The sequence below is a fragment of the Tabrizicola sp. T74 genome (genome assembly GCF_057219935.1).
In genome coordinates this window covers 12,486-34,237 of sequence record NZ_JBXVVT010000002.1, presented here as the reverse complement: position 1 = coordinate 34,237, position 21,752 = coordinate 12,486, and the positions used below count along the sequence as shown (strand labels likewise).

General features: G+C 66.4%; 21 protein-coding genes and 1 other RNA gene. 11 read left to right on the top strand and 11 right to left on the bottom strand.

What is annotated here, in order from left to right; genetic code table 11:
• Positions 1 to 2: 2 nt before the first annotated feature.
• The 4 genes from AC2EAL_RS06810 to AC2EAL_RS06795 all read right to left on the bottom strand — a co-directional run bounded on the left by AC2EAL_RS06810 (position 3) and on the right by AC2EAL_RS06795 (position 4,772).
• Positions 3 to 1,076 (bottom strand): ABC transporter ATP-binding protein, encoded by a 1,074-nt coding sequence (locus tag AC2EAL_RS06810; protein WP_484723444.1) that lies wholly within the window; start codon positions 1,074 to 1,076, stop codon positions 3 to 5.
• A 64-nt stretch (positions 1,077 to 1,140) separates the two neighbouring features.
• Entirely contained in the window at positions 1,141 to 2,589 is a 1,449-nt protein-coding gene (locus tag AC2EAL_RS06805; protein ID WP_484723443.1) for an amidase, read from the bottom strand.
• A 100-nt stretch (positions 2,590 to 2,689) separates the two neighbouring features.
• Positions 2,690 to 4,291, bottom strand: a complete 1,602-nt coding sequence (locus AC2EAL_RS06800; protein ID WP_484723442.1) for an ATP-binding protein — start codon at positions 4,289 to 4,291, stop codon at positions 2,690 to 2,692.
• Between the two features lie 136 nt (positions 4,292 to 4,427).
• A complete protein-coding gene (locus tag AC2EAL_RS06795; RefSeq protein WP_484723441.1) occupies positions 4,428 to 4,772 on the bottom strand; it encodes a DUF6476 family protein in 345 nt (114 codons plus the stop codon).
• Between AC2EAL_RS06795 and AC2EAL_RS06790 the strand changes: the two genes are divergently transcribed.
• On the top strand, positions 4,771 to 5,838 hold the full coding sequence (locus AC2EAL_RS06790; protein WP_484723440.1) for an RluA family pseudouridine synthase: 1,068 nt from the start codon (positions 4,771 to 4,773) through the stop codon (positions 5,836 to 5,838). The genes AC2EAL_RS06795 and AC2EAL_RS06790 overlap by 2 nt on opposite strands.
• Positions 5,839 to 6,181: 343 nt before the next feature.
• On the top strand, positions 6,182 to 6,439 hold the full coding sequence (locus AC2EAL_RS06785; protein WP_484723944.1) for a YjhX family toxin: 258 nt from the start codon (positions 6,182 to 6,184) through the stop codon (positions 6,437 to 6,439).
• Between the two features lie 251 nt (positions 6,440 to 6,690).
• On the opposite strand, the gene AC2EAL_RS06780 is transcribed toward AC2EAL_RS06785, so the two are convergent.
• Positions 6,691 to 7,227: a DUF4189 domain-containing protein gene (locus AC2EAL_RS06780; RefSeq protein WP_484723439.1), complete on the bottom strand. Its 537-nt coding sequence runs from the start codon at positions 7,225 to 7,227 to the stop codon at positions 6,691 to 6,693.
• 353 nt (positions 7,228 to 7,580) lie between these two features.
• Between AC2EAL_RS06780 and rpoH the strand changes: the two genes are divergently transcribed.
• The gene (rpoH, locus tag AC2EAL_RS06775; RefSeq protein WP_484723438.1) at positions 7,581 to 8,477 is read left to right on the top strand and encodes an RNA polymerase sigma factor RpoH; all 897 of its coding nucleotides are present in this window, start codon (positions 7,581 to 7,583) and stop codon (positions 8,475 to 8,477) included.
• A gap of 11 nt (positions 8,478 to 8,488) precedes the next feature.
• On the opposite strand, the gene AC2EAL_RS06770 is transcribed toward rpoH, so the two are convergent.
• The gene (locus AC2EAL_RS06770; protein WP_484723437.1) at positions 8,489 to 9,454 is read right to left on the bottom strand and encodes an alpha/beta fold hydrolase; all 966 of its coding nucleotides are present in this window, start codon (positions 9,452 to 9,454) and stop codon (positions 8,489 to 8,491) included.
• Here AC2EAL_RS06770 and AC2EAL_RS06765 point away from each other — a divergent pair.
• From AC2EAL_RS06765 to AC2EAL_RS06740, 6 genes are all read left to right on the top strand, one after another.
• Positions 9,440 to 10,300 (top strand): phosphatidylserine decarboxylase, encoded by an 861-nt coding sequence (locus tag AC2EAL_RS06765; protein WP_484723436.1) that lies wholly within the window; start codon positions 9,440 to 9,442, stop codon positions 10,298 to 10,300. The genes AC2EAL_RS06770 and AC2EAL_RS06765 overlap by 15 nt on opposite strands.
• A 2-nt stretch (positions 10,301 to 10,302) precedes the next feature.
• The gene (gene pssA / locus AC2EAL_RS06760; RefSeq protein WP_484723435.1) at positions 10,303 to 11,055 is read left to right on the top strand and encodes a CDP-diacylglycerol--serine O-phosphatidyltransferase; all 753 of its coding nucleotides are present in this window, start codon (positions 10,303 to 10,305) and stop codon (positions 11,053 to 11,055) included.
• Positions 11,056 to 11,142: 87 nt separating this feature from the next.
• On the top strand, positions 11,143 to 11,766 hold the full coding sequence (locus AC2EAL_RS06755) for a class I SAM-dependent methyltransferase (RefSeq protein WP_484723434.1): 624 nt from the start codon (positions 11,143 to 11,145) through the stop codon (positions 11,764 to 11,766).
• Positions 11,767 to 11,812: 46 nt separating this feature from the next.
• Positions 11,813 to 12,796: a Gfo/Idh/MocA family protein gene (locus tag AC2EAL_RS06750; RefSeq protein ID WP_484723433.1), complete on the top strand. Its 984-nt coding sequence runs from the start codon at positions 11,813 to 11,815 to the stop codon at positions 12,794 to 12,796.
• 146 nt (positions 12,797 to 12,942) lie between these two features.
• Positions 12,943 to 14,769 (top strand): M3 family oligoendopeptidase, encoded by a 1,827-nt coding sequence (locus AC2EAL_RS06745; protein ID WP_484723432.1) that lies wholly within the window; start codon positions 12,943 to 12,945, stop codon positions 14,767 to 14,769.
• Between the two features lie 80 nt (positions 14,770 to 14,849).
• Complete coding sequence (locus AC2EAL_RS06740; protein WP_484723431.1) at positions 14,850 to 15,713, top strand: hypothetical protein; 864 nt, start codon at positions 14,850 to 14,852, stop codon at positions 15,711 to 15,713.
• A gap of 48 nt (positions 15,714 to 15,761) precedes the next feature.
• Here AC2EAL_RS06740 and AC2EAL_RS06735 read toward each other — a convergent pair whose 3' ends face one another.
• The gene (locus tag AC2EAL_RS06735; protein ID WP_484723430.1) at positions 15,762 to 16,175 is read right to left on the bottom strand and encodes a baeRF12 domain-containing protein; all 414 of its coding nucleotides are present in this window, start codon (positions 16,173 to 16,175) and stop codon (positions 15,762 to 15,764) included.
• Positions 16,176 to 16,354: 179 nt separating this feature from the next.
• Here AC2EAL_RS06735 and AC2EAL_RS06730 point away from each other — a divergent pair, with 179 nt between their 5' ends.
• Positions 16,355 to 16,666 carry a hypothetical protein gene (locus AC2EAL_RS06730; protein WP_484723429.1) on the top strand — a complete coding sequence of 104 codons (312 nt, stop codon included), beginning with the start codon at positions 16,355 to 16,357 and terminating at the stop codon, positions 16,664 to 16,666.
• Positions 16,667 to 16,717: 51 nt separating this feature from the next.
• Here the strand turns inward: AC2EAL_RS06730 and ssrS are convergent.
• Positions 16,718 to 16,876, bottom strand: a non-coding RNA gene (gene ssrS, locus AC2EAL_RS06725) — 6S RNA.
• Between the two features lie 82 nt (positions 16,877 to 16,958).
• Between ssrS and AC2EAL_RS06720 the strand changes: the two genes are divergently transcribed.
• Positions 16,959 to 17,414 carry an MmcB family DNA repair protein gene (locus AC2EAL_RS06720; protein WP_484723943.1) on the top strand — a complete coding sequence of 152 codons (456 nt, stop codon included), beginning with the start codon at positions 16,959 to 16,961 and terminating at the stop codon, positions 17,412 to 17,414.
• Positions 17,415 to 17,471: 57 nt separating this feature from the next.
• On the opposite strand, the gene AC2EAL_RS06715 is transcribed toward AC2EAL_RS06720, so the two are convergent.
• The 3 genes from AC2EAL_RS06715 to AC2EAL_RS06705 are packed head-to-tail and all read right to left on the bottom strand — an operon-like array spanning position 17,472 to position 21,544.
• Positions 17,472 to 19,673: an RNA degradosome polyphosphate kinase gene (locus tag AC2EAL_RS06715; RefSeq protein ID WP_484723428.1), complete on the bottom strand. Its 2,202-nt coding sequence runs from the start codon at positions 19,671 to 19,673 to the stop codon at positions 17,472 to 17,474.
• 45 nt (positions 19,674 to 19,718) lie between these two features.
• Complete coding sequence (locus AC2EAL_RS06710) at positions 19,719 to 20,342, bottom strand: P-loop NTPase family protein (RefSeq protein WP_484723942.1); 624 nt, start codon at positions 20,340 to 20,342, stop codon at positions 19,719 to 19,721.
• Between the two features lie 38 nt (positions 20,343 to 20,380).
• A complete protein-coding gene (locus AC2EAL_RS06705; protein WP_484723427.1) occupies positions 20,381 to 21,544 on the bottom strand; it encodes an AI-2E family transporter in 1,164 nt (387 codons plus the stop codon).
• Between the last annotated feature and the right edge of the window lie 208 nt (positions 21,545 to 21,752).

Sequence of the window (21,752 nt, the reverse complement as noted above, 5' to 3'; positions counted from 1 at the left end):
GCTCAGTCCTCCACCCGCTGGACCGCGCCTTCGGCAAAGCGGATGCCGACGGTCTGGCCTTCGCCGAGGCCCGCGTCACCGGTGGCCGGGCTTTGCAGGCGGGCCACGACCTCGGTCCCGTCGGCAAGTGCCAGGTGGCAGTGCGTGTCGGTGCCGAAATAGACCAACTGCTGCACCGTGGCCTTCAGCCCATCCGATGGCAGGCCCAGCCTCACCTGTTCGGGCCGGACGCTGATCGTTGCCTCGCCGCCCGCGGGCAGGCCCGGAACCTCGACCCTCTCGCCCGTGCCAAGCCGCAAGGCGCCCGCTTCGGCCTTGCCGTGCAGGAAATTCGTCTCGCCGATGAAGCTCGCGACAAAGCGGTTCTTCGGGTGGATGTAGATCTCTTTCGCGGTCCCGACCTGCTGGATCTTGCCGTTCGACATGACGGCGATCCGGTCCGACATGGTCAGCGCTTCTTCCTGGTCGTGGGTGACGAAGATGAAGGTGATGCCGGTCTCAAGCTGCAGGCGCTTCAACTCGATCTGCATGGCCTGCCGCAGCTTCAGGTCCAGCGCAGAGAGGGGTTCATCCAGCAGCAGCACCTTCGGCGCCGGGGCCAGCGCGCGGGCCAGCGCCACGCGTTGCTGCTGCCCGCCCGACAGCTGGCTGACCTTCCGGCTGGCAAAGCTGTCCAGCTTGACCAGGGCCAGCATCTCGGCCGTGCGCGCCTTCACTTGGGCGGCGGGTTTTCCAAGCATCTCCAGCCCGAAGGCCACGTTCTGCGCCACGGTCAGGTGCGGGAAGAGGGCATAGCTTTGGAACACCGTGTTCACCGGGCGCTTGTTCGGCGGCAGCGTGGTGATGTCGGCCCCGTCGAGAAGGATCGTGCCCTCGGTCGGCATCTCGAACCCGGCGATCAGGCGCAAAAGCGTGGTCTTGCCGCAGCCCGAGGGGCCAAGCAGCGTGAAGAACTCGCCCCGCCGGATGTCCACCGAGACATCGTCCAGCGCCCGCACCGCGCTTGCGCCTTGCCCGAATGCCTTCACGACATTCCGGGCCGAGATCACCAGCTCATCGGCCACGGACACCCCCATTCATCCCCGCAGGTTTGATCATATTGGGCGGAAACTTTCTTTCCCGACAAGCGATTCCTTGGCATCAGCCCGCCATCGGCGCCCTTTTTCCCGTCCAGGGGGCGGCGCGCTCAACCTCTGCGCACAGGCTGATCAGAAGTTCATCCTGGCCGAAAGCGGCGGCGAGATGGATGCCGATTGGCAGGCCCGAGGCGGACCAGCCCAGGGGCAGGCTGGCCGCGGGCTGGCCGCTGGCGTTGAAGACGGCGCAGAAGGGGGAGTAGGCAAAGATGCCGTCGGGGCCTACGCGATAGGCAAGGTAGTCCTCGGTATCATGGGCAAAGCGGCCCACCCGCGCTGGGGGTTCGGCCAGGGTGGCGGACAGCAGGATGTCCGGTCCCCCGCCGCTGTCAGGTTCGAAGAAGGCGGCCATCTGACGGCCGAAGGCGTGGATCTCGCCCACCGCCTGCAGATAGCGGGTCGAATGCAGCGTCTCGGCATAGGCCCAGGCACCGCGACCCACCCCCTCGACCTCATCCGCGCGGGGAGGGCGGTCGCCCAGCTTGGACCGGATCGACAGGGCGGTGCCGATGCCGACGATGTCGGTCCAGGCCTGCATCATCATCGGCACGTCGGCCTTGGGGCGGGCCGGTTCGACATGGTGCCCCAGGCTTTCCAGAAGCCGGCCGGCGGCGCGGACTGCCTCGGCGACCTCGGGGTGGATCGGGTCACCGGTTAGCGTGGTGTCGCAGATCGCCACGCGCAGGCGGCGGGGCGGGCGGCTGATTGCGGCGGCATGACCGCGCGACAGGGGCGGCGCGGCATAGGGGGCGCCAAGGTCCGCGCCTTCGCAGGCGTCCAGCATCACCGCCGTGTCGCGGACTGACCGGGTCAGAAAGCCGTCGATCGCCATCCCGGCCCAGCCTTCGCCCGCATAGGGCCCGTCCGGTAGCCGCGCCCGGGTGGGCTTGAACCCGAAAAGTCCGCACGAGGATGCCGGTATCCGCACCGACCCGCCCCCGTCCGACCCATGCGCAAAGGCGACGATCCCCGCCGCGACCGCCGCCCCGGCCCCGCCCGAGGAGCCGCCCGAGGTATGGTCGAGGTTCCAGGGGTTCCGCGTCGGCCCGCCATAGACCGCGGCCTCGGTCGCCGCACCGATCCCGCCTTCCGGGCTGGTCGTGCGGCCGAAGGTCACGACGCCGGTCGCGCGGATGCGTTCGTAGATTGCCGAGTCGCGCCGGTAGACTGTGTTCGCGAAGAGGCGTGAGCCGTTGTGCGAGGGGAAGTCGCGGGCCTCGCAGCCCAGGTCCTTGATCAGGAACGGCACGCCCCGGAACGGCCCGGGCGGCAGGCCGTCAGCAATCGCCTTGCGCGCCACACCCTCTTGCACCAGGACCACGGCGTTCAGCGCCGGATTGCGTGCCTCGACCGCGGCCAGGGCCGCATCCAAGAGCTCGGTGGGCGAGACTTCGCGGCGCGCGACCATGTCGGCCAATTGCGTTGCATCCGTCACGCCAAGATCGCCAAGCATCAGGACCCCCATCGCCACCCGACCTCAGCCTGCGCCGCGCGACAAGGAGGCGTCATGCCTGCCACCGACATGGGCTGCCGCGAACGGGCGCTGGCCGGTGTCAGGAGAAGACGCGATCCAGGGCTTCGCGCAGCGCTTCGGGCAGGATCGGCTTGGCCAGGAACCCGTCCAGCGCGGTGCGCAGGTCGTCGTCGCGGCGAACCGCCAGAACATCAGCCGTCATCGCGATGACCGGCACCCGCCTGCCATAGGCCGCCCGGATCCGGCGCAAGGTCTCGGCCCCGTCCATCACTGGCATCATCAGGTCCAGGAGCACCACGTCGATGCCGCCCTGTTCCAGGCGTTGCAACGCCTCGGGTCCGCTGGCGGCCTCGATGACGCGCCCGCCTGCAGCCATCAACAGCTGGCTGGCGACCAACCGGTTTGTCGCGATGTCGTCGACGACGAGGATCGTGCGGTCGCGCAGGTCCTTGGCCCCGGACCGCTGCCCCTCGGCCTCGGCTTCGGGGGCAAGGACCGTCAGGCGGAACGTCGCGCCCTGCGCAGTCGGCACGATCACCAGGTCGCCACTCATCTGCCGCGCCACGGCCCGGCTGATCGACAGGCCAAGCCCCACCCCGGGCGTTTCGCTGGAGCCGCGGTAGAACGGCTCGAATACCTGTTCGTGCAGACCGGGCGGAATCCCCTTGCCCTGGTCGGCGACGTCGATCACCAGCCGTGACCTGGCATAGCGCACCGTGACCGACACCGGCCCGCGCGAGGAATGCTTCAGCGCATTGCCTACGAGGTTGCCAAGGCACTGCCGGACCCGCTGGCTGTCGATCAGCAGGTAGGTCGGCACATCGCGCTCGACCGTCACCTGCAGTTCGCGCCCATGATTGCGGGCCTGCAGATCGAAGACCAGAAGATTGGCCGACAGTTCCGCCCGCACCGCCACCGGGCGCGGCGTGATCGCGACGCGGCCCTCGTTCAGGGCCGAGTAGTCGACCGCATCGTCCAGCATCACCGCGAGGTCGCGGGCTGAGGTCACGATGGTGCGCAGGCGTTGCCGGGAGGGGCCGGTCGCCGTGGCGGCCTCGATCTCGCCCAGGCCGATCACGGCGTTCAGGGGGGTGCGCAGCTCGTGGCTGATCTGCGCCAGGAACCGTCCCTGCGCGACATTCGCCGCCCGGGCCGCAAGGGTCGCCTCGACGCTTGCCCGGTGCAGCCGGTTGTTCGAGATCATCGCGGTCATCGCATAGCCGAAGGCAAAGACCACCGTCACGCTGGAGGCTGCTAGCCCGATCCAGTTCTGCAGCCCGATCCAGTGGTAGGCGTTGAAGGACATCACCACCGCGCCCGCCGTGGCCATCCCGACCAGGCCAAGGGGCAGGTGGATTGACCGAACCGAGGTCAGATGCAAAAGCGCGCCCATCACGATCCCGACCGCAATGGCCTTGGCATAGGGGTCGTCCTGCAGCCACAGCATCCCGGCGGCCGAAGTGATGGCCGCCTCCATTGGCACCAGCGAAAACAGATAAGCCAGATACCGCCGGGGCGAGCGGCTTGGATCAAGCCCGCGCAAGAGGCGCTGAGAGATGTACTCGCCGATCAGTTCGACGAAGAACAGCACCAGCATCAAGGGCGGCAGGACGTAAAGCGAGCAGAGGGCATAGGCAAGCGCGACCAGAAACATGCGCGGGATGAATTCGCCCCGAAGCATGCGGTATTGCCTCGACAACTCGTCGCGCACCCGTTCTGCTTCCGCATTCGAAAGTGTGGGTGCGAGTGCCATCGGCCCGATTACATGGAAGGTTGCAGCGCTGGGGCCGACAGTAGCCCGAAGGTTGCCTGTCGGGTCAAGGCCCGGTCTCGGGCGAAATGCGCAGGTCCTGCCGCAGGGTGCCGTTCCGGCCATAGATCAGGATGCGGTCATCGGTGGTGACGACTGCGATCCAGCCGGTGCCGAAGGTGATGGCGGCGGGCTCAAGGCCATCGGGCAGGACCAGGCCTTCGGGCAGTGTCGGGGCCGTGGCGCTGAAGGCCTGGGGCATCCGGGTGACAAGCAGCCCGACCACGGTTATGACACCTCCGATCATCGTCAGGGTCAGGATGATGACCAGCCACTTCAGAAGCCGCAGGCTGGGCGGCAACGGGGCTTCCGGCGTGTCGGGGGCGATGGCAGGCGGTACGGGATCGGACATGGAAGAGCCTTACGAGGACGACGACGCCGTCGCAAGTCTTGTGACCGGCCCCGGCGGCAGTCTTGCGGTCACGATCGGCCAGGACGCCCCGGGTCGCCTGGACAAGGCGCTGGCCGCAGCCGTGCCCGAGGATGCGGCCCTGTCGCGGTCGCGCCTGATGCGGATGATCGCCGAGGGCGCGGTCAGCCGCGACGGGGTGGCGGTGACTGATCCGAAGGCGAAGGTGGCGGAGGGCGAGGTCTACCAGCTGCGGCTGGACCCCGCCGCGACTGTCGAGACGCTGGCCGAGGATATTCCCCTCTCGGTCGTCTGGGAGGACGCCGACCTGATCGTCATCGACAAGCCTGCCGGGATGGTCGTCCATCCGGCACCTGGATCGCCCTCGGGGACGCTGGTCAACGCGCTCCTTTTCCACTGCGGGGAGACCCTCTCGGGGATCGGGGGGGAACGGCGGCCGGGGATCGTACACCGGATCGACAAGGATACTTCGGGGTTGCTGGTCGTCGCGAAGTCCGACCGGGCGCATCATGGGCTGGCGCGGCAGTTCGAGGATCACTCGGTCACCCGGCACTACCTGGCGGTGGTGCATGGAGTGCCCTCGTCGGCCGACCCCCGGCTGCGGGGCCTGCGGGGGGTGAGCTTCGAGGCAGGGGGCATCCTGCGGATCGCGACCCACCTCGCCCGGCACCGGACCGACCGGCAGCGGCAGGCGGTGGTCTGGGAGGAGGGCCGGCACGCCGTCACCCGGGCGCGGGTGGTGGAGGGGTTCGGAGGTCAGGCGGCGCTGGTCGACTGCTGGCTGGAGACGGGGCGGACGCATCAGATCCGGGTCCACCTCGCCTATGCCGGGCACGGGCTGGTGGGGGACCAGACCTATGGCGGCAAGAAGCGGCTGTCGGAGAAGGTGCTGGGGCAGGGGGCGGAGGTCGGGAACGCCTTCCCCCGGCAGGCCCTGCATGCGGCGAGCCTGGGCTTCGAGCATCCGGTGACCGGGGAGCGGATGGAATTCACCTCGCCCCTGCCGGAGGACATCGCGGGGCTGATCTCGGCGATGCGGGCGGTGTGACGCGAAAAGTGTCCACGGTGGACAAATGCTGGGACGATTTTGGAATCAATGGCTTGGTCGCGGACGTTAGGGATTTGGAAAGGTTTGCCCGGCGCGGGTTTTGGGCCCAAATTTCTTGAGGAAGAAATTTGTCAAATCCCTTACGCAAGGGATTTGGGTCGGCTATATCTCCGGTTGCACTGGTCAAGCTGGCCCATGGAGTGCGCTTTATGTCCGAGACTGTAGCCACCTGCTGACGTCATCCGCCCCCTGAACCGGGGTGGCACTGGATGACATGAACGACCGACGCAGCGCGGATGCCTGCGTCCGGTCCGGCATGGCGACTGACTTCGGACTTACTCCAATGAACATCTCGCGGACCGAACAACGGGTCCTTCACGTGCTTGCCCTTGGCGGGCGCATCGACCATTCGCGCAATGGCAAGCGGATCGAGGAGATCCTTTGCGTCACCCGCGACGGCTTTATCCTCGCCGACTGCACGCTGGACATCTTCCGGCGCCTGCGCCGCAAACGGCTGATCGCCTCGGAAGGCGGCGGACCCTATCGCATCTCGCGGTTGGGGCGGCTGTCCGTCAGGGCGCAACTCGACAATCAGGGATAACGTTATGAGCAACAAGACGATACGCACACTGCGGCGGGACGCATCCGGGACCACTATCAGGCAGGCGACGACAAGTTAGTCTTTGCCAAGCCGCTGTCGGGGTGATGACCGCCCCCTCACCCTGACCCTCTCCCCCGGTGGGGAGAGGGGAAGCGATGGGTTGGCGCCAGTAACCGGTGGCAGCGGCGGAGCCTCCGGCGGGGATATTTGCGGAAGGGAAAGCCGGGGGCGTGGCCGGGCGGCGTCGGGGCTCAGTAGCTGACCCAGGCGGCGGGGCTTTCCAGGACCTGTTCGATCTTGCAGCCCTTGCCGCCCTCGCCCTTGCAGAAGCGGAGCGCCTTCTTCTTGGCCTGCCGCGCATCCTTGCCCCAGTCGGTGTGGAGCGTGCCGCTGCTGTCCACCGCAACCGCAATCGCGCCGTTGGTGACCCCCATCGCGATCCGGCAATCGCGGAAGCCCGAGGCCTGGCACTGGGCGAGGGCGCCATTGTCGGCCTCGGCCTGGCTGGAGGCGTTGATGTACCAGGAATAGGTCGGCCCGCCGTTCTGGTCGGTGCCCCAGGCGAGCGTGGCGTACTGGTCGACCCAGTATCCGCCGGGGTCGCTGTAGCCGCCGCCATCTTCGCCGACATACTCGCACAAGGGGGTGGGCGGGGTGGTGTTGTTGTCCATGCCGATCAGCACCTCGCCCGGGCCGGGGCCGTTGCAGGGGTAGTAGGCCAGTGCCTGGCCGGGGCTGAACAGGACAAGGGCGAGCGCGGCGAGATGGGCGAGGGAGAGGCGGGACATCGGGACCTTCGGCGTGACATCTGGGAACCGCAGCAATAGCGGGAAGTTGCCGACCTGTAAGGTTCGGAAATCCTTATCCAAGTGCACGCTACGCAGCCACGTCGAAGCCGCATCCGGCGTGACGTCACGCATTGTCGGCGCAGCGACGGGGCGAGCGGGTGGCGATCTGGGGCGCGCGGCCCCACATTCTGACATTCGCGTGAGAGACTTGACACGTTTCTTTGCACCCGACGGAGGAACCCACACCTGACGTTAACGGTTCGGTGGTAAATGGGCCTTGCACAGGGGTGGCGGTTACTTTAGGTTATCGCATTCCCGGGGGCGCTGACGCACCGGGCAGAATAGGGGGCAGAATGAGCACCTACACGAACCTTCCCGCACCAAGCCCGGAACAGGGCTTGAACCGGTATCTGCAGGAAATCCGCAAGTTTCCGCTGCTGGAACCGGAACAGGAATACATGCTGGCCAAGCGCTGGGTCGACCACCAGGACGCGGGCGCGGCGCATCAGCTGGTCACCAGCCACCTGCGGCTGGCCGCAAAGATCGCCATGGGCTACCGCGGCTATGGCCTGCCGCAGGCCGAGGTGATTTCCGAGGCGAACGTCGGCCTGATGCAGGCGGTCAAGCGGTTTGACCCGGAAAAGGGTTTTCGCCTCGCGACCTATGCCATGTGGTGGATCCGCGCCTCGATCCAGGAATACATCCTGCGGTCGTGGAGCCTGGTGAAGCTGGGCACGACCAGCGCGCAGAAGAAGCTGTTCTTCAACCTGCGCAAGGCCAAGGCCAAGGTCGGCGCGCTGGAGGAAGGCGACCTGCGCCCCGAAAACGTGGCCCAGATCGCCAAGGACCTGTCGGTGACCGAGGAAGAGGTCATCGACATGAACCGCCGCCTGTCGGGGTCGGACGCGTCCTTGAATGCGACGGTCGGCACCGATGGCGAAGGCGCGACGCAGTGGCAGGACTGGCTGGAGGACGAGGACAGCGACCAGGCCGAGGCTTATGAGGAAAAGGACGAGCTCGACGCCCGCCGCGCGCTTCTGGTGCAGGCGATGGCGGTGCTGAACGACCGCGAGAAGGACGTCCTCATGCAGCGCCGGTTGGCGGACGATCCGGTCACGCTGGAAGAGCTGTCTGAAAGCTATGGCGTCAGCCGCGAGCGCATCCGCCAGATCGAGGTCCGCGCCTTCGAAAAGCTGCAGGCCCGGATGCGCGAGCTGGCCAAGGGCAAGGGCATGGTGATCCCGGCCTGAGGCAGCGACGGCTAGCCGACTTGCCGCAGGAAATCGCCAATGCGGGCCATGATCTTTTGGTCATGGCCCACCCAGACATGACCGCCTTCCGGCAGGATCAGCGCCTCAGCCCCGGGTACGGTCGCAGCGATATTCCGTGCTGCAGCGGCGGTTCCGAAACGGTCATCCTCGACCGAGATCGCAAGGGTCGGGGCGGTGATCCGGTCCAGCGGAAACTCCGGTGGGGCTGCAGCCCAGCGGGCATCGTTCAAGAGACCCTCATACTTCAGACTGACCGGCAGGATGCCGTGCAGGATCGCGGACACGCGGTCCTGTTCTTCGGGTGCGGCGGCTTCCACCAGATCCGGGTCGGTGGCCAACAGCGTCGCGATCATCTGTCGCCGTGCCAGGCGAAGACCGGCCCAGACCAGGGCATCTGACCGAAGCCCGTGCTGTATGATCCAGGCGGCCAGCGGAGTAGGGGGCGGTGGCGCGGGACGGCCCGGAACGAAGGTTGCGGGCACGATCGGCACCAGTGCCCGGGTCCGGTCGGGGTGGCGCAGCGCAAAGGTGAGCGCCGGGATGGCCCCGGCCGACCCGCCGAGAACGGGGATCCGGTCCAGACCCAGGCTGTCCAAAAGGTCGGCCAGCGCATCAGCCTGCGCCTCGGGTCCGGGATCGGCGGGAAAGGCCGTGCCCAGATAGCCAAACCTTGACGGGGCGATCACCCGGAAGCCCTGCTGGATCAGGCGGCGGGCAAAAAGAAGGCCCTGGTCAAACCCGCCGCCGGTGCCGTGGATCATCAGGAGCGGCGGGCCTTCTCCGACATCGGCATATTCCTGCGGCCCGAAGCGGCTTGGGGCCTGGAGGGCGGGACCTGCGGCGGTAATCGCGGCCCGGGCGTCGCGCAGGACCCGGCGGTAGTCCCAGATCGCCGCGCCGGTTCCGGCGGCGATCAGGGTGGCCGTCCCGAGTTTCAAGAGATGTCTGCGCCGCATCCCGCCTCTCCTGTCCGTGAAACAGAAGAAACCTGGTTGGGTCCGGTGTCCTTGACCAAGGTCAATCCGGCGGCATGTCGCGTGCGTGACCTCATTCGGCATTGCCCCGACCGCGATCAAGAGCTACGAGCCATCCCACAACGGAGACATCCGATGCGCATGATCGACACGTTCCTCAAGCCGATGCACCCCGAGGGGTGGAAATTCGTTCCCGTCTTTGCGGCGGTGACGCTTGTGCTTTGGTGGATCTGGGACCCGCTGGGCTGGCTGGGTCTGGGCCTGACGGTCTGGTGCTACTACTTCTTCCGCGACCCGAAACGGGCGGTGCCGGAGAATGCGGGGCTGCTGGTCAGCCCGGCCGATGGCGTGGTCAGCCTGATCGAACGCGCGGTGCCCCCGGCCGAGCTGGGGCTGGGGCCCGAGGCTTTGGTGCGGGTTTCCGTCTTCATGTCGGTCTTCAACTGCCATGTGAACCGCGCGCCCATCGCCGGGAAAGTAACGGCGGTGGCCTACCGGCCGGGCAAGTTCTTCAACGCTTCGCTGGACAAGGCCTCGGAAGAGAATGAGCGCAATGCCCTTGCCATCGAGATGGCCGACGGGCGCAAGATCGCGGTCGTCCAGATCGCGGGCCTCGTGGCGCGGCGGATCATGTGCTGGAAACAACCGGGCGAGACGGTGCGCACGGGTGAGCGGTTCGGTCTGATCCGCTTCGGCAGCCGGCTGGACGTCTACCTGCCCGAAGGCGTGCATCCCCAGGTCGCGCTGGGCCAGACCATGGTCGCCGGTGAGACGGTGATCGCGCTGATCGGCCAGGATGCGCCTGCGCGCGCGGCGCGGGTCGAGTAACCATGGCCCGCAAGCCCACCGACGCTCCGCGTGAGCTTCTGCTCCTCAAGCTGTTGCCGAACCTGGTGTCAATTCTGGCTTTGTGTTCGGGCCTGACGGCCATCCGTTATGCGATTGCGGGGAACTTCACGCTGGCGGTCCTGTTGATCGGGTTCGCGGCGGCGCTGGACGGGTTGGACGGGCGCCTGGCGCGGATGCTGAAATCGGAAAGCGCCATTGGCGCGGAACTGGACAGTCTGTGCGACTTCGTCAACTTCGGGGTGACACCGGCGCTGGTCCTGTATCTGTGGGGCCTGCGCCCGGAGACGAGCCTCGGCTGGATCGCGGTGCTGGTCTATGTGGTGTGCTGCATGCTGCGCCTGGCCCGGTTCAATGTCGGCTCCAAGGTCGCGGTGGGCGAGGCGGCCGAGAAGACCGCGTTCATCGGCGTGCCCTCGCCGGCAGGGGCGCTTCTGGTGCTGTCGCCGCTCTACCTGTCCTTCGCGACCGACCAGGCGCTGCATGTGCCTCCGGTGCTGGTCGCGGCCTGGATGGTCGGCATCGGGGCCCTGATGATCAGCCGGGTCCGCACGCCGTCCTTGAAGCGGATCACGATTGCCACCGACCATGCGCGCTATGTGCTGGTGGCCGCGGTGATGGTGGTGGCGGCGGTGCTGACCTATACCTGGGTCACGCTTCTTGTCCTGTGCCTGGCCTATCTGGCGGGCGTGCTGTGGCTGGGATTGCGCAGCCTGCGGAAACCTCCGGCAGGCTGATTTCCCGCACCGGTTGCAGCTTTTCCTTGCATTCCCCAGATCGGTCGGCACTGTCGCCGTTCCGGAATTTTGAAGGGAATCATATGCATGCAAGTAGATGCCATCCAGAAATCCTATCGCCGCTGGGCGCCGGTCTATGACCTGACCTTCGGGCGGATCACTCAAGGGGGCAGGCTGCTTGCGGCGGATCACGTGAACGCCCAGGGCGGCGTGGTGCTGGAGGTGGGCATCGGCACCGGGCTGGCGCTGGACTATTACGGCCCACATGTCCGGGTCACCGGCATCGATCTCTCGGCCGAGATGCTGCGCGAGGCAGAGCTGCGGGCAAAGAAGAAGGGGCTGAAGAACCTGGCGGGGCTTTACCAGATGGACGCGCGCGAGATCGCGTTTCCGGACGCCAGTTTCGACCATGTCGCCGCGATGCACATCATGTCGGTGGTGCCCGATCCGGAACGGGTCCTGAACGAGATGGCCCGTGTCGTCCGCCCCGGCGGGTCGGTGATGATCGCCAACCATTTCGCGGGCCGCGCGGCCGAGGGCTGGGCGATTGCCGAGCGGCTGGCAGCGCCCCTGGCGAACCTTCTGGGCTGGCATTCCGACTTTGCCATCGACCGGGTGATGGGTCACCCGCAACTGCGGCTGGAGGAGAGCCGCCAGGTCCGGCCTTTCGGTCTGATGACCTTTCTGCGCTTCCGGCGGGTTGAACGTTAGCGCAAAACCTGACCTATTGGCACCGGTGCTTTCGGGGGAGGATGACATGAAGCCGGTCAGATGGGGTGTGCTTGGGGCAGCGAAGTTTGCACGGGAACACATGGCCCCGGCGATCCACGCCGCCGAGGGGGCCGAGCTGGTGGCGCTGGCCACTTCGGACCCGGCGAAGGCGGCGGGGTTTCAGGCCTTCTGCCCATCCCTGACAGTGCATTCCAGTTATGAGGCGCTGCTGGCCGATCCAGGGGTGGATGCGGTCTACATCCCGCTGCCAAACCACATGCATGTCGAGTGGACGCTGAAGTGCCTGGCGGCGGGCAAGCATGTGCTGACGGAAAAGCCCATTGCGATGAAGGCGCGCGAGATTGACCAGATCATCGCGGCCCGCGACAAATCCGGGCTTCTGGCGGCCGAAGCCTACATGATCGTGCATCACCCGCAGTGGCAGCGCGCGAAGGAGTGGTTCGAGGCCGGCGAGATCGGCGACCTGGTCCATGCCGATGTTGCCTTCAGCTTCCACCTGACGGACCTGTCGAACATCCGCAACCGGCCCGACGCCGGGGGTGGCAGCTTGCGCGACATCGGGGTCTACACCTTCGGCTCGATGCGTTTCGTCACCGGGGCGGAACCCGTCGACATCTCGGCCCGCATCCACCGCGACAATGGCGTTGATACCTTCGCCCAGGTCGCGGCGGTGATGGAGGGGCCGAAGGGCCGGTTCACCTATGGCTCGATGACCTCGATGCGGATGTACAACCGGCAGGTGGCGACCTTCCAAGGCACGAAGGGCATGATCCGGCTGGAGGGCGGGCCGTTCAATGCCAACGTCAACGACCTGGCGGAAGTGGAGTTGCACCAGAACGGCAACCGGGTGACGGTGGAACGCTTCCCGACCGCGAACCACTACAAGCTGCAGGTCGAGGCCTTTGGCCGGACGGTCCGCGAAGGCGTGGCCTATCCCTGCCCGCTGGAATTCGTGCGGGGGACCCAAGCGATGATGGATCGGGTCTACGACGTGGCGGTCGAGATCTGAGGCACCGCTCGTCGTCGCCTTCGGCGCTCCTCGGCTCAATGGGGACGCTTCACGACGAGGAGACGAAGTCGAACGAGGAGTGGTCCGGGGGTTTTCCCGGGCCGCGTCCCAGCCTAGATGACAGTGAACGCTTTTCGGAGATTGCCATGACCCTGCACCTGCCCAAGCCCGTGTTCGACGCCAATGCCAGCGGGGGCGGGTTCGGGGACCTGCCGGACTGGGATCTGACCGACCTCTACCCTTCTGCCGACGGCCCGGAGTTCGCGGCGGACATGGCGGAACTGGAACGCGCCTGCGCTGCTTTTGCGGGGACATACGAGGGGCGGCTTGGCCGGCAGGATGCGGCGGGTCTTCTGGCCTGCGTGCGGGAGTATGAGCGGATCGAGGTGATCGCCGGGCGGCTGATGTCCTATGCGGGCTTGCGCTACTACCAGAACACCATCGACCCGGAACGCGCGCAGTTCATGGGGAACGCGCAGGACAAGGTGACCACGGCCACCACGCCGCTGGTCTTCTTCAGCCTGGAGTTCAACCGGCTTGACGACGACCACCTCGCCCGCCTTCTGGCCGAGAATGCCGGTCTTGCCCGCTACAAGCCCGTCTTCGACCGGATGCGTGCAATGCGGCCGCACCAGCTTTCGGACGAGCTGGAGAAATTCCTGCATGACGAGTCGGTTGTGGGCGCCAGCGCCTGGAACAAGCTTTTCGACGAGACGATGGCGGGCCTCATGTTCACCGTCGAGGGTGAGCCGGAGGAGCTGAACCTTGAAGCCACGCTGAACCTTCTGACCGACCCGGCGCGCAACCGGCGCGAGGCGGCGGCGCATGCGTTGGCCGAGGTCTTCCAGAAGAACATCAAGCTCTTCTCCCGCATCCACAACACGCTGGCCAAGGAAAAGGAAATCCACGACCGCTGGCGGAAGATGCCCACGCCGCAGCATGGCCGCCACCTGTCGAACCATGTCGAGCCCGAGGTGGTGGAGGCTCTGCGCAACGCCGTCGTGGCCGCTTATCCGAAGCTGTCGCACCGCTACTACCGGCTGAAGGCCAAGTGGATGGGGCTGGACAAGCTGCAGGTCTGGGACCGGAACGCGCCGCTGCCCACGGAAGCCCCGAAGGTCGTCGACTGGGCCGAGGCGCGGCGCACCGTGACCGAGGCCTATGCGGCCTTCGATCCGCGCATGGCGGACCTGGCGACCCCCTTCTTCGACAAGGGCTGGATCGATGCGGGCGTGAAGCCGGGCAAGGCGCCGGGCGCCTTTGCGCATCCGACGGTCACGACCGTGCATCCTTATGTCATGCTCAACTACCTCGGTAAACCGCGCGACGTGATGACGCTGGCACATGAGTTGGGGCACGGCGTCCACCAGGTCTTGGCGGCGGGGCAGGGGGAGCTTCTGTCCTCCACCCCGCTGACCCTGGCCGAGACGGCAAGCGTCTTTGGCGAGATGCTGACCTTCCGCAAGCTGCTGGACCAGGCCAGGACCCCGGCCGAGAAGAAGACCCTCCTCGCTGGCAAGGTCGAGGACATGATCAACACGGTCGTCCGCCAGATCGCCTTCTACGACTTCGAGTGCAAGCTGCATGCGGCCCGCGCGCAAGGCGAGCTGACGCCCGAGGACATCAATGCCCTCTGGATGTCGGTGCAGGCGCAGTCCCTGGGCGACGCGTTCGAGTTCATGGACGGGTATGAGACCTTCTGGGCCTATATCCCGCACTTCATCCACTCGCCCTTCTACGTCTATGCCTATGCCTTCGGCGACGGCTTGGTGAACGCGCTTTATGCGGTCTATGCGAGCGGTTTGCCGGGGTTCGAGGAAAAGTATTTCGACATGCTGAAGGCTGGCGGCTCGATGCACCACAAAGAGCTGCTTGCCCCGTTCGGCCTGGACGCCAGCGACCCGAAGTTCTGGGACAAGGGCCTGTCGATGATCGCGGGCTTCATCGACGAGTTGGAGGCGCTGGAGGCCTGACAAAGCCCGAGCCGCCTTGCGTGCTTCGGTCTTTGCTGGGATGATCCCGCGAAGGCTGTCGTGTGTGGGGAGGCCATCTCGTGCCCTTGCTGTTGCGTTCGCTGCCGCTGTCCTTTGTGACGCTTTGGCACTACATCTTCGTGATGCCGATCGTAATGCTCTTTGCGCTGTGCTTGTCGGTTCTGACGCTGTTGCCGATCATCGGTATCTTCATCAGCATCACGATCTTAACATTCTTCGCTTTCATGGGCCATCGCTGCGCTCTGGCTGCCCTTGGCAAGGGGAATGAGCCTGACATCGTCAAGCTGGTGAAGGGCAGCCTGTTCTTTGGCGTCGCCAATACCATGATAGGTGCAGTGATCGCGCTTGCATGCATCAGCGTGGCGTTCATCTTGATATATGTTGGGGTAAATGGCGATCTCGACGTGCCTTGGGGCGACGCTATCCCCTGGGTCCCAAGCCTGGCGGTGATCGTCTTCTTCATGGCCAATGGGCTTTACAACTGTGCCATTGCCGTGCCGATGGCGGAAGCCGCGCATTCCGCGACCTCAAACGGGCGCAGCCCGGACCCGCTGTTCGGGCTCGGTCGGGGCATGTTCAGCCTGGGGCTGATCTGGATGGTCTGGCTGTTCGGGATCTACTTCAGCGGGTTGATCGAGTTCACGATCTATGAGCTGCTCCGCATCCTGGTCGAAGTCACGGGTTTGCCCCTCCGCGATGGGCCCACCGTGCTTCCCGAGCGAAACATTCCGTGGCTGATCGGGGCCTGGCTGGTCCTGTTGTGGGGGACCTGCTGGTACTATGCCACAGCCGCGCTGGCCTGGGAGGACGAGATCCAGCGGCGCGAGGCCGAGCGGACCAGGACGGTTGAGGTCGCCCGGGTCAGCCCAGACGACCTGCGCGCCCTTCGGGAATCGCGGATGCCGGGCAAGGGTGAGTCCTGACGTGACGACCGGTCCGGAGGGTCGGTCCCGCCCGTCAAGCCTGCCGCCTTAAGCGAAATGATCCGCCAGCGCATGGACCGGCACGTCCGACAGGTCCTTGCTGATCTCGGTCGCGATTTCCTGCGCCAGATCCTTCGGCATCGCCTGACGCAGGGCGCCGAGCATCTTCGGGCCGGCGGCAAGGACGATACGCCCGGCACCGCCCTTTTTCCATTCCGCCTCCAGCGCCGCGACGATGTGTTTCGCGAGGCGCGGCCGTTCGATTTCATCCGGATCGCCGCCGCCGGTGCCAAAGTTGATGCCGCCCGACCGGTTGCGACCGGGATCGGTCACGGCGTGAGACCAGTCGGGAAAGTCGTCTGCCGCGGCTTCATGGGCCAGCTCCATCCGCTGGCCGTTGCCGCGCAAGAGGCGGAAGCCGCGTTCGTCGGCGATGCAATAGAGGGTGTCTGCAACCTTCATGGTCTGTCCTCCTGTAATCTGGACGGATCGTGGCGCCGAACATGCGGCCGCGCCATGATCCAGGTCAGCGCGCGCCCCACCGTCCCGGGTGCTGCGGCGGAAAGGCGCATGGGGTCAACGCGGGGGTTGGCAATGCTGTTCCCCCGGCCTAGCTTTGACGGGCAAGACAGGAGGTCCCGATGCCCAAGCTTGTCCGCCTTTACATCCAGTCCGTGGCCATGGGCTTTGTGATCTCGGCTGCCTTCACCGGTGGGCTCCTGTGGCTGGACGTCGCCGGGTTGGGGCATCTGGTGATGGGGTCGAGCATCGGCTGGGTCGCGGTGGCGATGCTGGTGGTGTTCAACGGGATCGTCTTTTCCGCCGTCCAGTTCGCCTTCCGGGTGATGGCGATGGCCGAGGATGACGAAGGCCCCCGTGGTGGGCATGCTGCGCGCGAGCCGGTGCTGGTCCCGGCCCGGGTTCCGGTAAAGCCGCAGAAGCGCCGCGGCTAGGCGCCGATTTCTTCGAAGACAGCGGTCCGAAGATCTCGGGTGGCGCGGGGTGGCGGGCCCGCAGCAACCGTGGGGACGTGGGTTTTCCCGAGAGCCAGAGGTCTCAGGTGGGCGCCAGATACCTGGACCAGGATCCAGGCAGAGCCAGCCCCCGTTCGCTTGCTTATCGGCCACTGGAAAATTGGCCCCGCACGCGAGGAGCAGAACCCGCCACCAATCAAGATAGGGCGTGGGGGCAGGGGCCGCAAGGCTGGACAGATGTTCACCTTTGGTTCATATTTCCCGCATGGATATGCCAGTCGACATCGCCGAGGTCTTGCCTGCCTTGCCGGGTCAGCGCCTGCAACGGGGCGTCTGCCGGGGCCTAAGGGCGCTGGATTTCGTCTGCGTGGAGGAGCTGATCCCGACCCCGGGCCTGCGGGTCGACGTGATGGCGCTGGGGCCCAAGGGCGAGGTCTGGGTGGTCGAATGCAAGTCGGGCCGGGCGGACTACCGGGCGGACCGCAAATGGCAGGGCTATCTCGACTGGTGCGACCGGTTCTTCTGGGCGGTGGATGCGGATTTCCCGGTGGACCTGCTGCCGCCGGACACCGGGCTGATCTATGCCGACCCCTATGATGCCGAGGTGGTGCGGATGGCCCCCGAGACGCCCCTTACGGGCGCGCGGCGGAAGGTGGTGCTGCGGACCTTTGCCCGGGCGGCAGCGGGGCGGCTGCAACTGATGCGCGACCCCGGCGCGGGCGTTTGAGGGCCCAAATTTCTTAAGCAAGAAATTTGTCAAAATCCTTGCTCAAGGATTTTGGGCCTACTGCGCTGCCACGGCCCCGGAGGAATCGTCGTCCTTCACAGGCAGCAGCCGCGGCGCGTCCTTGGCCGCGGTGCCGCGACCGGACAGGGAGGGGTTTTCCATGAAGAACTGGTGGCAGCTGAACAGCCGGACGCCCTCGGGTCCCAGGTCGCGGGCATAGCTGCCGTCCGGGGCAAGAACCCAGCTTTGCGCCTCGTCCCCCAGGTTCGCGGCCATGATCTGGCTGAGGATCTGGTTCTTCACCGTGGGGTTCAGCGCCTCGACCAGGGTTTCGACGCGGCGGGTCAAGTTGCGGCCCATCCAGTCGGCGGAGGAGAAGAACACCCGCGCCTTCTTGGCGGGCAGACCATGGCCGTTGCCGAAGCAGACGATCCGGGAATGTTCCAGGAAGCGACCGACGATGGACTTCACCCGGATGTTCTCCGACAGCCCCTTCACGCCGGGCCTGAGACCGCAGATCCCGCGGACGATCAGGCTGATCTTCACCCCGGCCTGGCTTGCCGCATAAAGTGCGTCGATGACGTCGGGGTCGATGATCGAGTTCATCTTGGCCCAGATTTCGGCCGGGCGGCCCGCGCGGGCGTGCTCTGCCTCGGCGGCGATCAGCTCCAGAAGCCGCGGCTTCAGCGTGATCGGGCTGATCGCCAGGTTCTCCAGCCCCTCGGGTTGCACATAGCCGGACAGGTAGTTGAACACCTTGGTCGCGTCGCGTCCCAGCGCGGCATCGCAGGTGAAGAACGACAGGTCGGTGTAGATCCGCGCGGTGATCGGGTGGTAGTTGCCGGTGCCGTAATGGGTGTAGGTGACGAGGTGATCGCCCTCGCGCCGGACGACGGTGCTGATCTTGGCGTGGGTCTTGTAGTTCACGAACCCATAGACGACATGTGCGCCCGAGCGTTCCAGGCGGCGCGACTGCCGGATGTTCGCGGCCTCGTCAAAGCGGGCCTTCAGTTCGACCAGCGCGGTGACGGATTTCCCGGCCTCGGCCGCCTCGCAGAGCGCGCTGACAATCGGGCTGTCCCAGGAGGTGCGGTAGAGGGTCTGCTTGATCGCCAGCACGTTCGGATCAGTCGCCGCCTGCTGCAGGAAGCGGATCACCATGTCGAAGGTCTCGTACGGGTGATGCAGCAGCATGTCCTTCTGCCGGATCGCCGCGAACATGTCGCCGTCGTGGTCCTGCACCCGTTCCGGGACACGGGGGGTAAAGGGCGGCCACATCAGGTCCTTGCGGGAAGAGAGGATCAGCTCTTTCAGGTCGGCGACGCCCAGCAGGCCCTTGACCTCCACCACCTCGTCCTCGGTGACGGCAAGTTCCTGCATGATCAGCGCGCGCAAGGATTCCGGCGCGCCGGCGGACATCTTCAGGCGGATCACCTCGCCCCGGCGGCGGCGTTTCAGCGCGGTCTCGAATTCGCGGACCAGGTCCTCGGCCTCGTCCTCGACTTCCAGGTCGCTGTCGCGCAGGACGCGGAAGGTGCAGTGGCCGCGGTCGGTATAGCCTGGGAACAGCATGCTCAGGTGGAGGAGGAGGAGTTCCTCGAGCGGCAGGAAGCGGTTTTCGCCCTCTTTGCCCGGCAGCGGCACGAAGCGCGCGATCTGCTGCGGAATCGGGAGGAGCGCCTTCAGCTGGCGATGATCTGCCATCCGCTCCAGCTCCAGCGCCAGGCTGAAGCCGGTGTTCGGGATGAAGGGGAAGGGGTGGGCCGGGTCGATGGCCAGGGGCGACAGGACCGGGAAGACGTTCGCCAGGAAGTGCGTTTCCAGGTGCTTCAAGTCCCGCGCATTCAGCTTGGAGCGGGGGACGATGCTGATCCCTTCGACTTCCATTTCCTTGCGCAGCCGGTTGAAGGTGGATTGCTGGGTCTGCATCAGCCGCCGGGCATCCGCGTTGATGAGCTGAAGCTGTTCAGCCGGGCTGCGGCCGTCTTCCGACAGCGTCCCGTTCGCGGACCGGACCAGCGCGCGGAGGCCCGCAACGCGGACGGTATAGAATTCGTCCAGGTTGGTGGCCGAGATCGACAGGAAGCGCAGCCGTTCCAGCAGTGGCACGGCGGGGTTCGCCGCCTCTTCCAGGACGCGCCAGTTAAACGCCAGCCAGCTGAGTTCGCGGTTGAAGAACCGCCCGGGCCCGGCGGTTTCCGCAAAGGGAAGCTCTACCGGGGCAGGGAAGGGCGAACGAAGGAAATCGGCCTGAGTCATGACGGGCTTATGCCGCGAGGTTCGTGAAGCTATTGTGACACTGTTTCATTCAGGGTCCCCGCTGTCCAGCACCTCACCGGCCAGCGCCCGGGTGATCGGGCGTCCGGCGGCCAGGGCGCGGGCGTCCAGGGCAGTCACCAGCGCACGGGCGGCGCCGATCGATCGGGGCATGCGGCTGACCAGGTAGGGGATCAGGTTCGCGGGCACGGCGACCTGGCGGTCGGCGAAAAGCTTGACCAGGACGGCAGAGAGGAGCGCGTCGTCGGGGGCCTCCAGCCGGGCGATCTGGGTGGCCTGCATCCGGCTGACCAGGTCGGGCAGCGTCAGGCCCCAGTCGCGCGGCGGGGTGCGCGCGGTGAGGAGAAGCGCCGCGCCAGAGGTGGCCAGGTTGTGCAGGTGGAAGAGTTGCGCCTCGGCGGAGCCGATGCGGTCGGCGTCCTCGACCACCACGGCGCGGCCCGCGAGGCTGGCGATGTCGGTGCCGGAAAGCGAGGTGGCGGGCAGGATCGCGGCCTTGGCCAGCGTGGCCCAGATCTGCGCCAGATGCGTCTTGCCCGCGCCTTCGGGGCCGACGAGCAACAGCTTCCGCCCCGGCCAGGTCTGCCAGCCTTCAACCGACTGCAAAGCAAGGGCGTTGGAGGGCGCGACGAAGAAATCCTCGCGCGTCATGGCTTCGGCAGTGGGCAGGTCGAAGGCCAGCTGGCGGATCACGCGGTCGGGTCCGTCTTGGCCGCTTTGCGGCTGCGCCGGGGTTTCGCCGGTGGCTGAGACTGCGGCGGCTGGGGCGCGGTGGTGAAGCTTGCAGTCGCGACCGGCGCCCCGGTCCTGCCTTGGTACAGCAGGCTGGACCGGTACTGCTCCATCCCAAAGCGGGTCAGCACGCCGATTGACGCGGCCACGGGCACGGCGATCAGCATGCCGACAAAGCCGAAGACCGTGCCGAACGCGGAAAGAGCCAGCAAAAGCCAGACCGGGTGCAGACCCACGGATTTGCCGACCAGACGCGGGGTCAGGATGTTGCCCTCGACGAACTGGCCCACGGCGAAGATTGCGGCAATGATGCCGATCTGCACCCAGTCGCCCCAGAACTGGAACAGCGCCAGGCCGATGGCCAGCGCCCCGCCGACCAGAGAGCCGACGTAGGGAATGAAGGTGATCGCCCCGGCGATCGCGCCGACGATCAGGCCGAACTGCAGGCCTGCCGCCATCAGGGCGGCCGCGTAGAAGGTGCCAAGCGCCAGGCAGACCGAAACCTGCCCACGGACGAAGCCGGCCAGCACGGCATCGATCTCGCGCCCCAGGCGGCGGATCGTGGGCGCATGGTCCAAGGGCAGCATGCTGTCGATCCGGGCTACCATGTCGTCCCAGTCCAAGAGCAGGTAGAAGGCCACCACCGGCACCACGACGATGAAGAGAACAATCGAGATCACCCCAAGTGCCGAGGTCAGGATCCCCTGCGCGAGCTGCCCCCCGCGCGCCTGAATCGCGGCACCGATCTCGGCCAGGGTCTGGCGGATGGTCGAGGTCGAATCGGCCAGGTCGGGGAAGCGCTCCAAGAGGAAGCCTTGCAGCCGCTTGGCGATGTCGGGGGCTGCGTTCACAAGGGCGGTCAGCTGGTTGACCAGCGTCGGGATCACCGCCAGCACCAGAAGCACGACCAGCAAGAGCGCAATCAGCGAGATCACTGTGGTAGCGGCGACGCGGGACAGGCCCAGACGTTCCAGCCGGTCGGCAACGGGGTCTAGGAAATAGGCGATGGCGCCGCCCACGATGAAGGGCAGAAGCACGTCGCCGAGGAACCACAAGAGCAGGAAGAACACCAGGGCGGCGATGCCCCAGTAGCGGAACTGGTCGTTGATCGGCAGGGCCATCCGTGGGTTCCTTCGCTTTGCCCCACATATCGCCGCTGCGCATCTGCCGCGCAAGGGGAAGGACCGGCGGAAAGCCGCTGTCAGCATGCGCTTAAGTCCGGCGGGGTAAGCATCGCCGGGATAGAGCCGGGGGCGTTCATCGGTGCAGGGAAGGACAGCCGGGGCACGTCGCACCGGTTCCGGCCTGCCGCTTCGGGCGGGCCCAAAC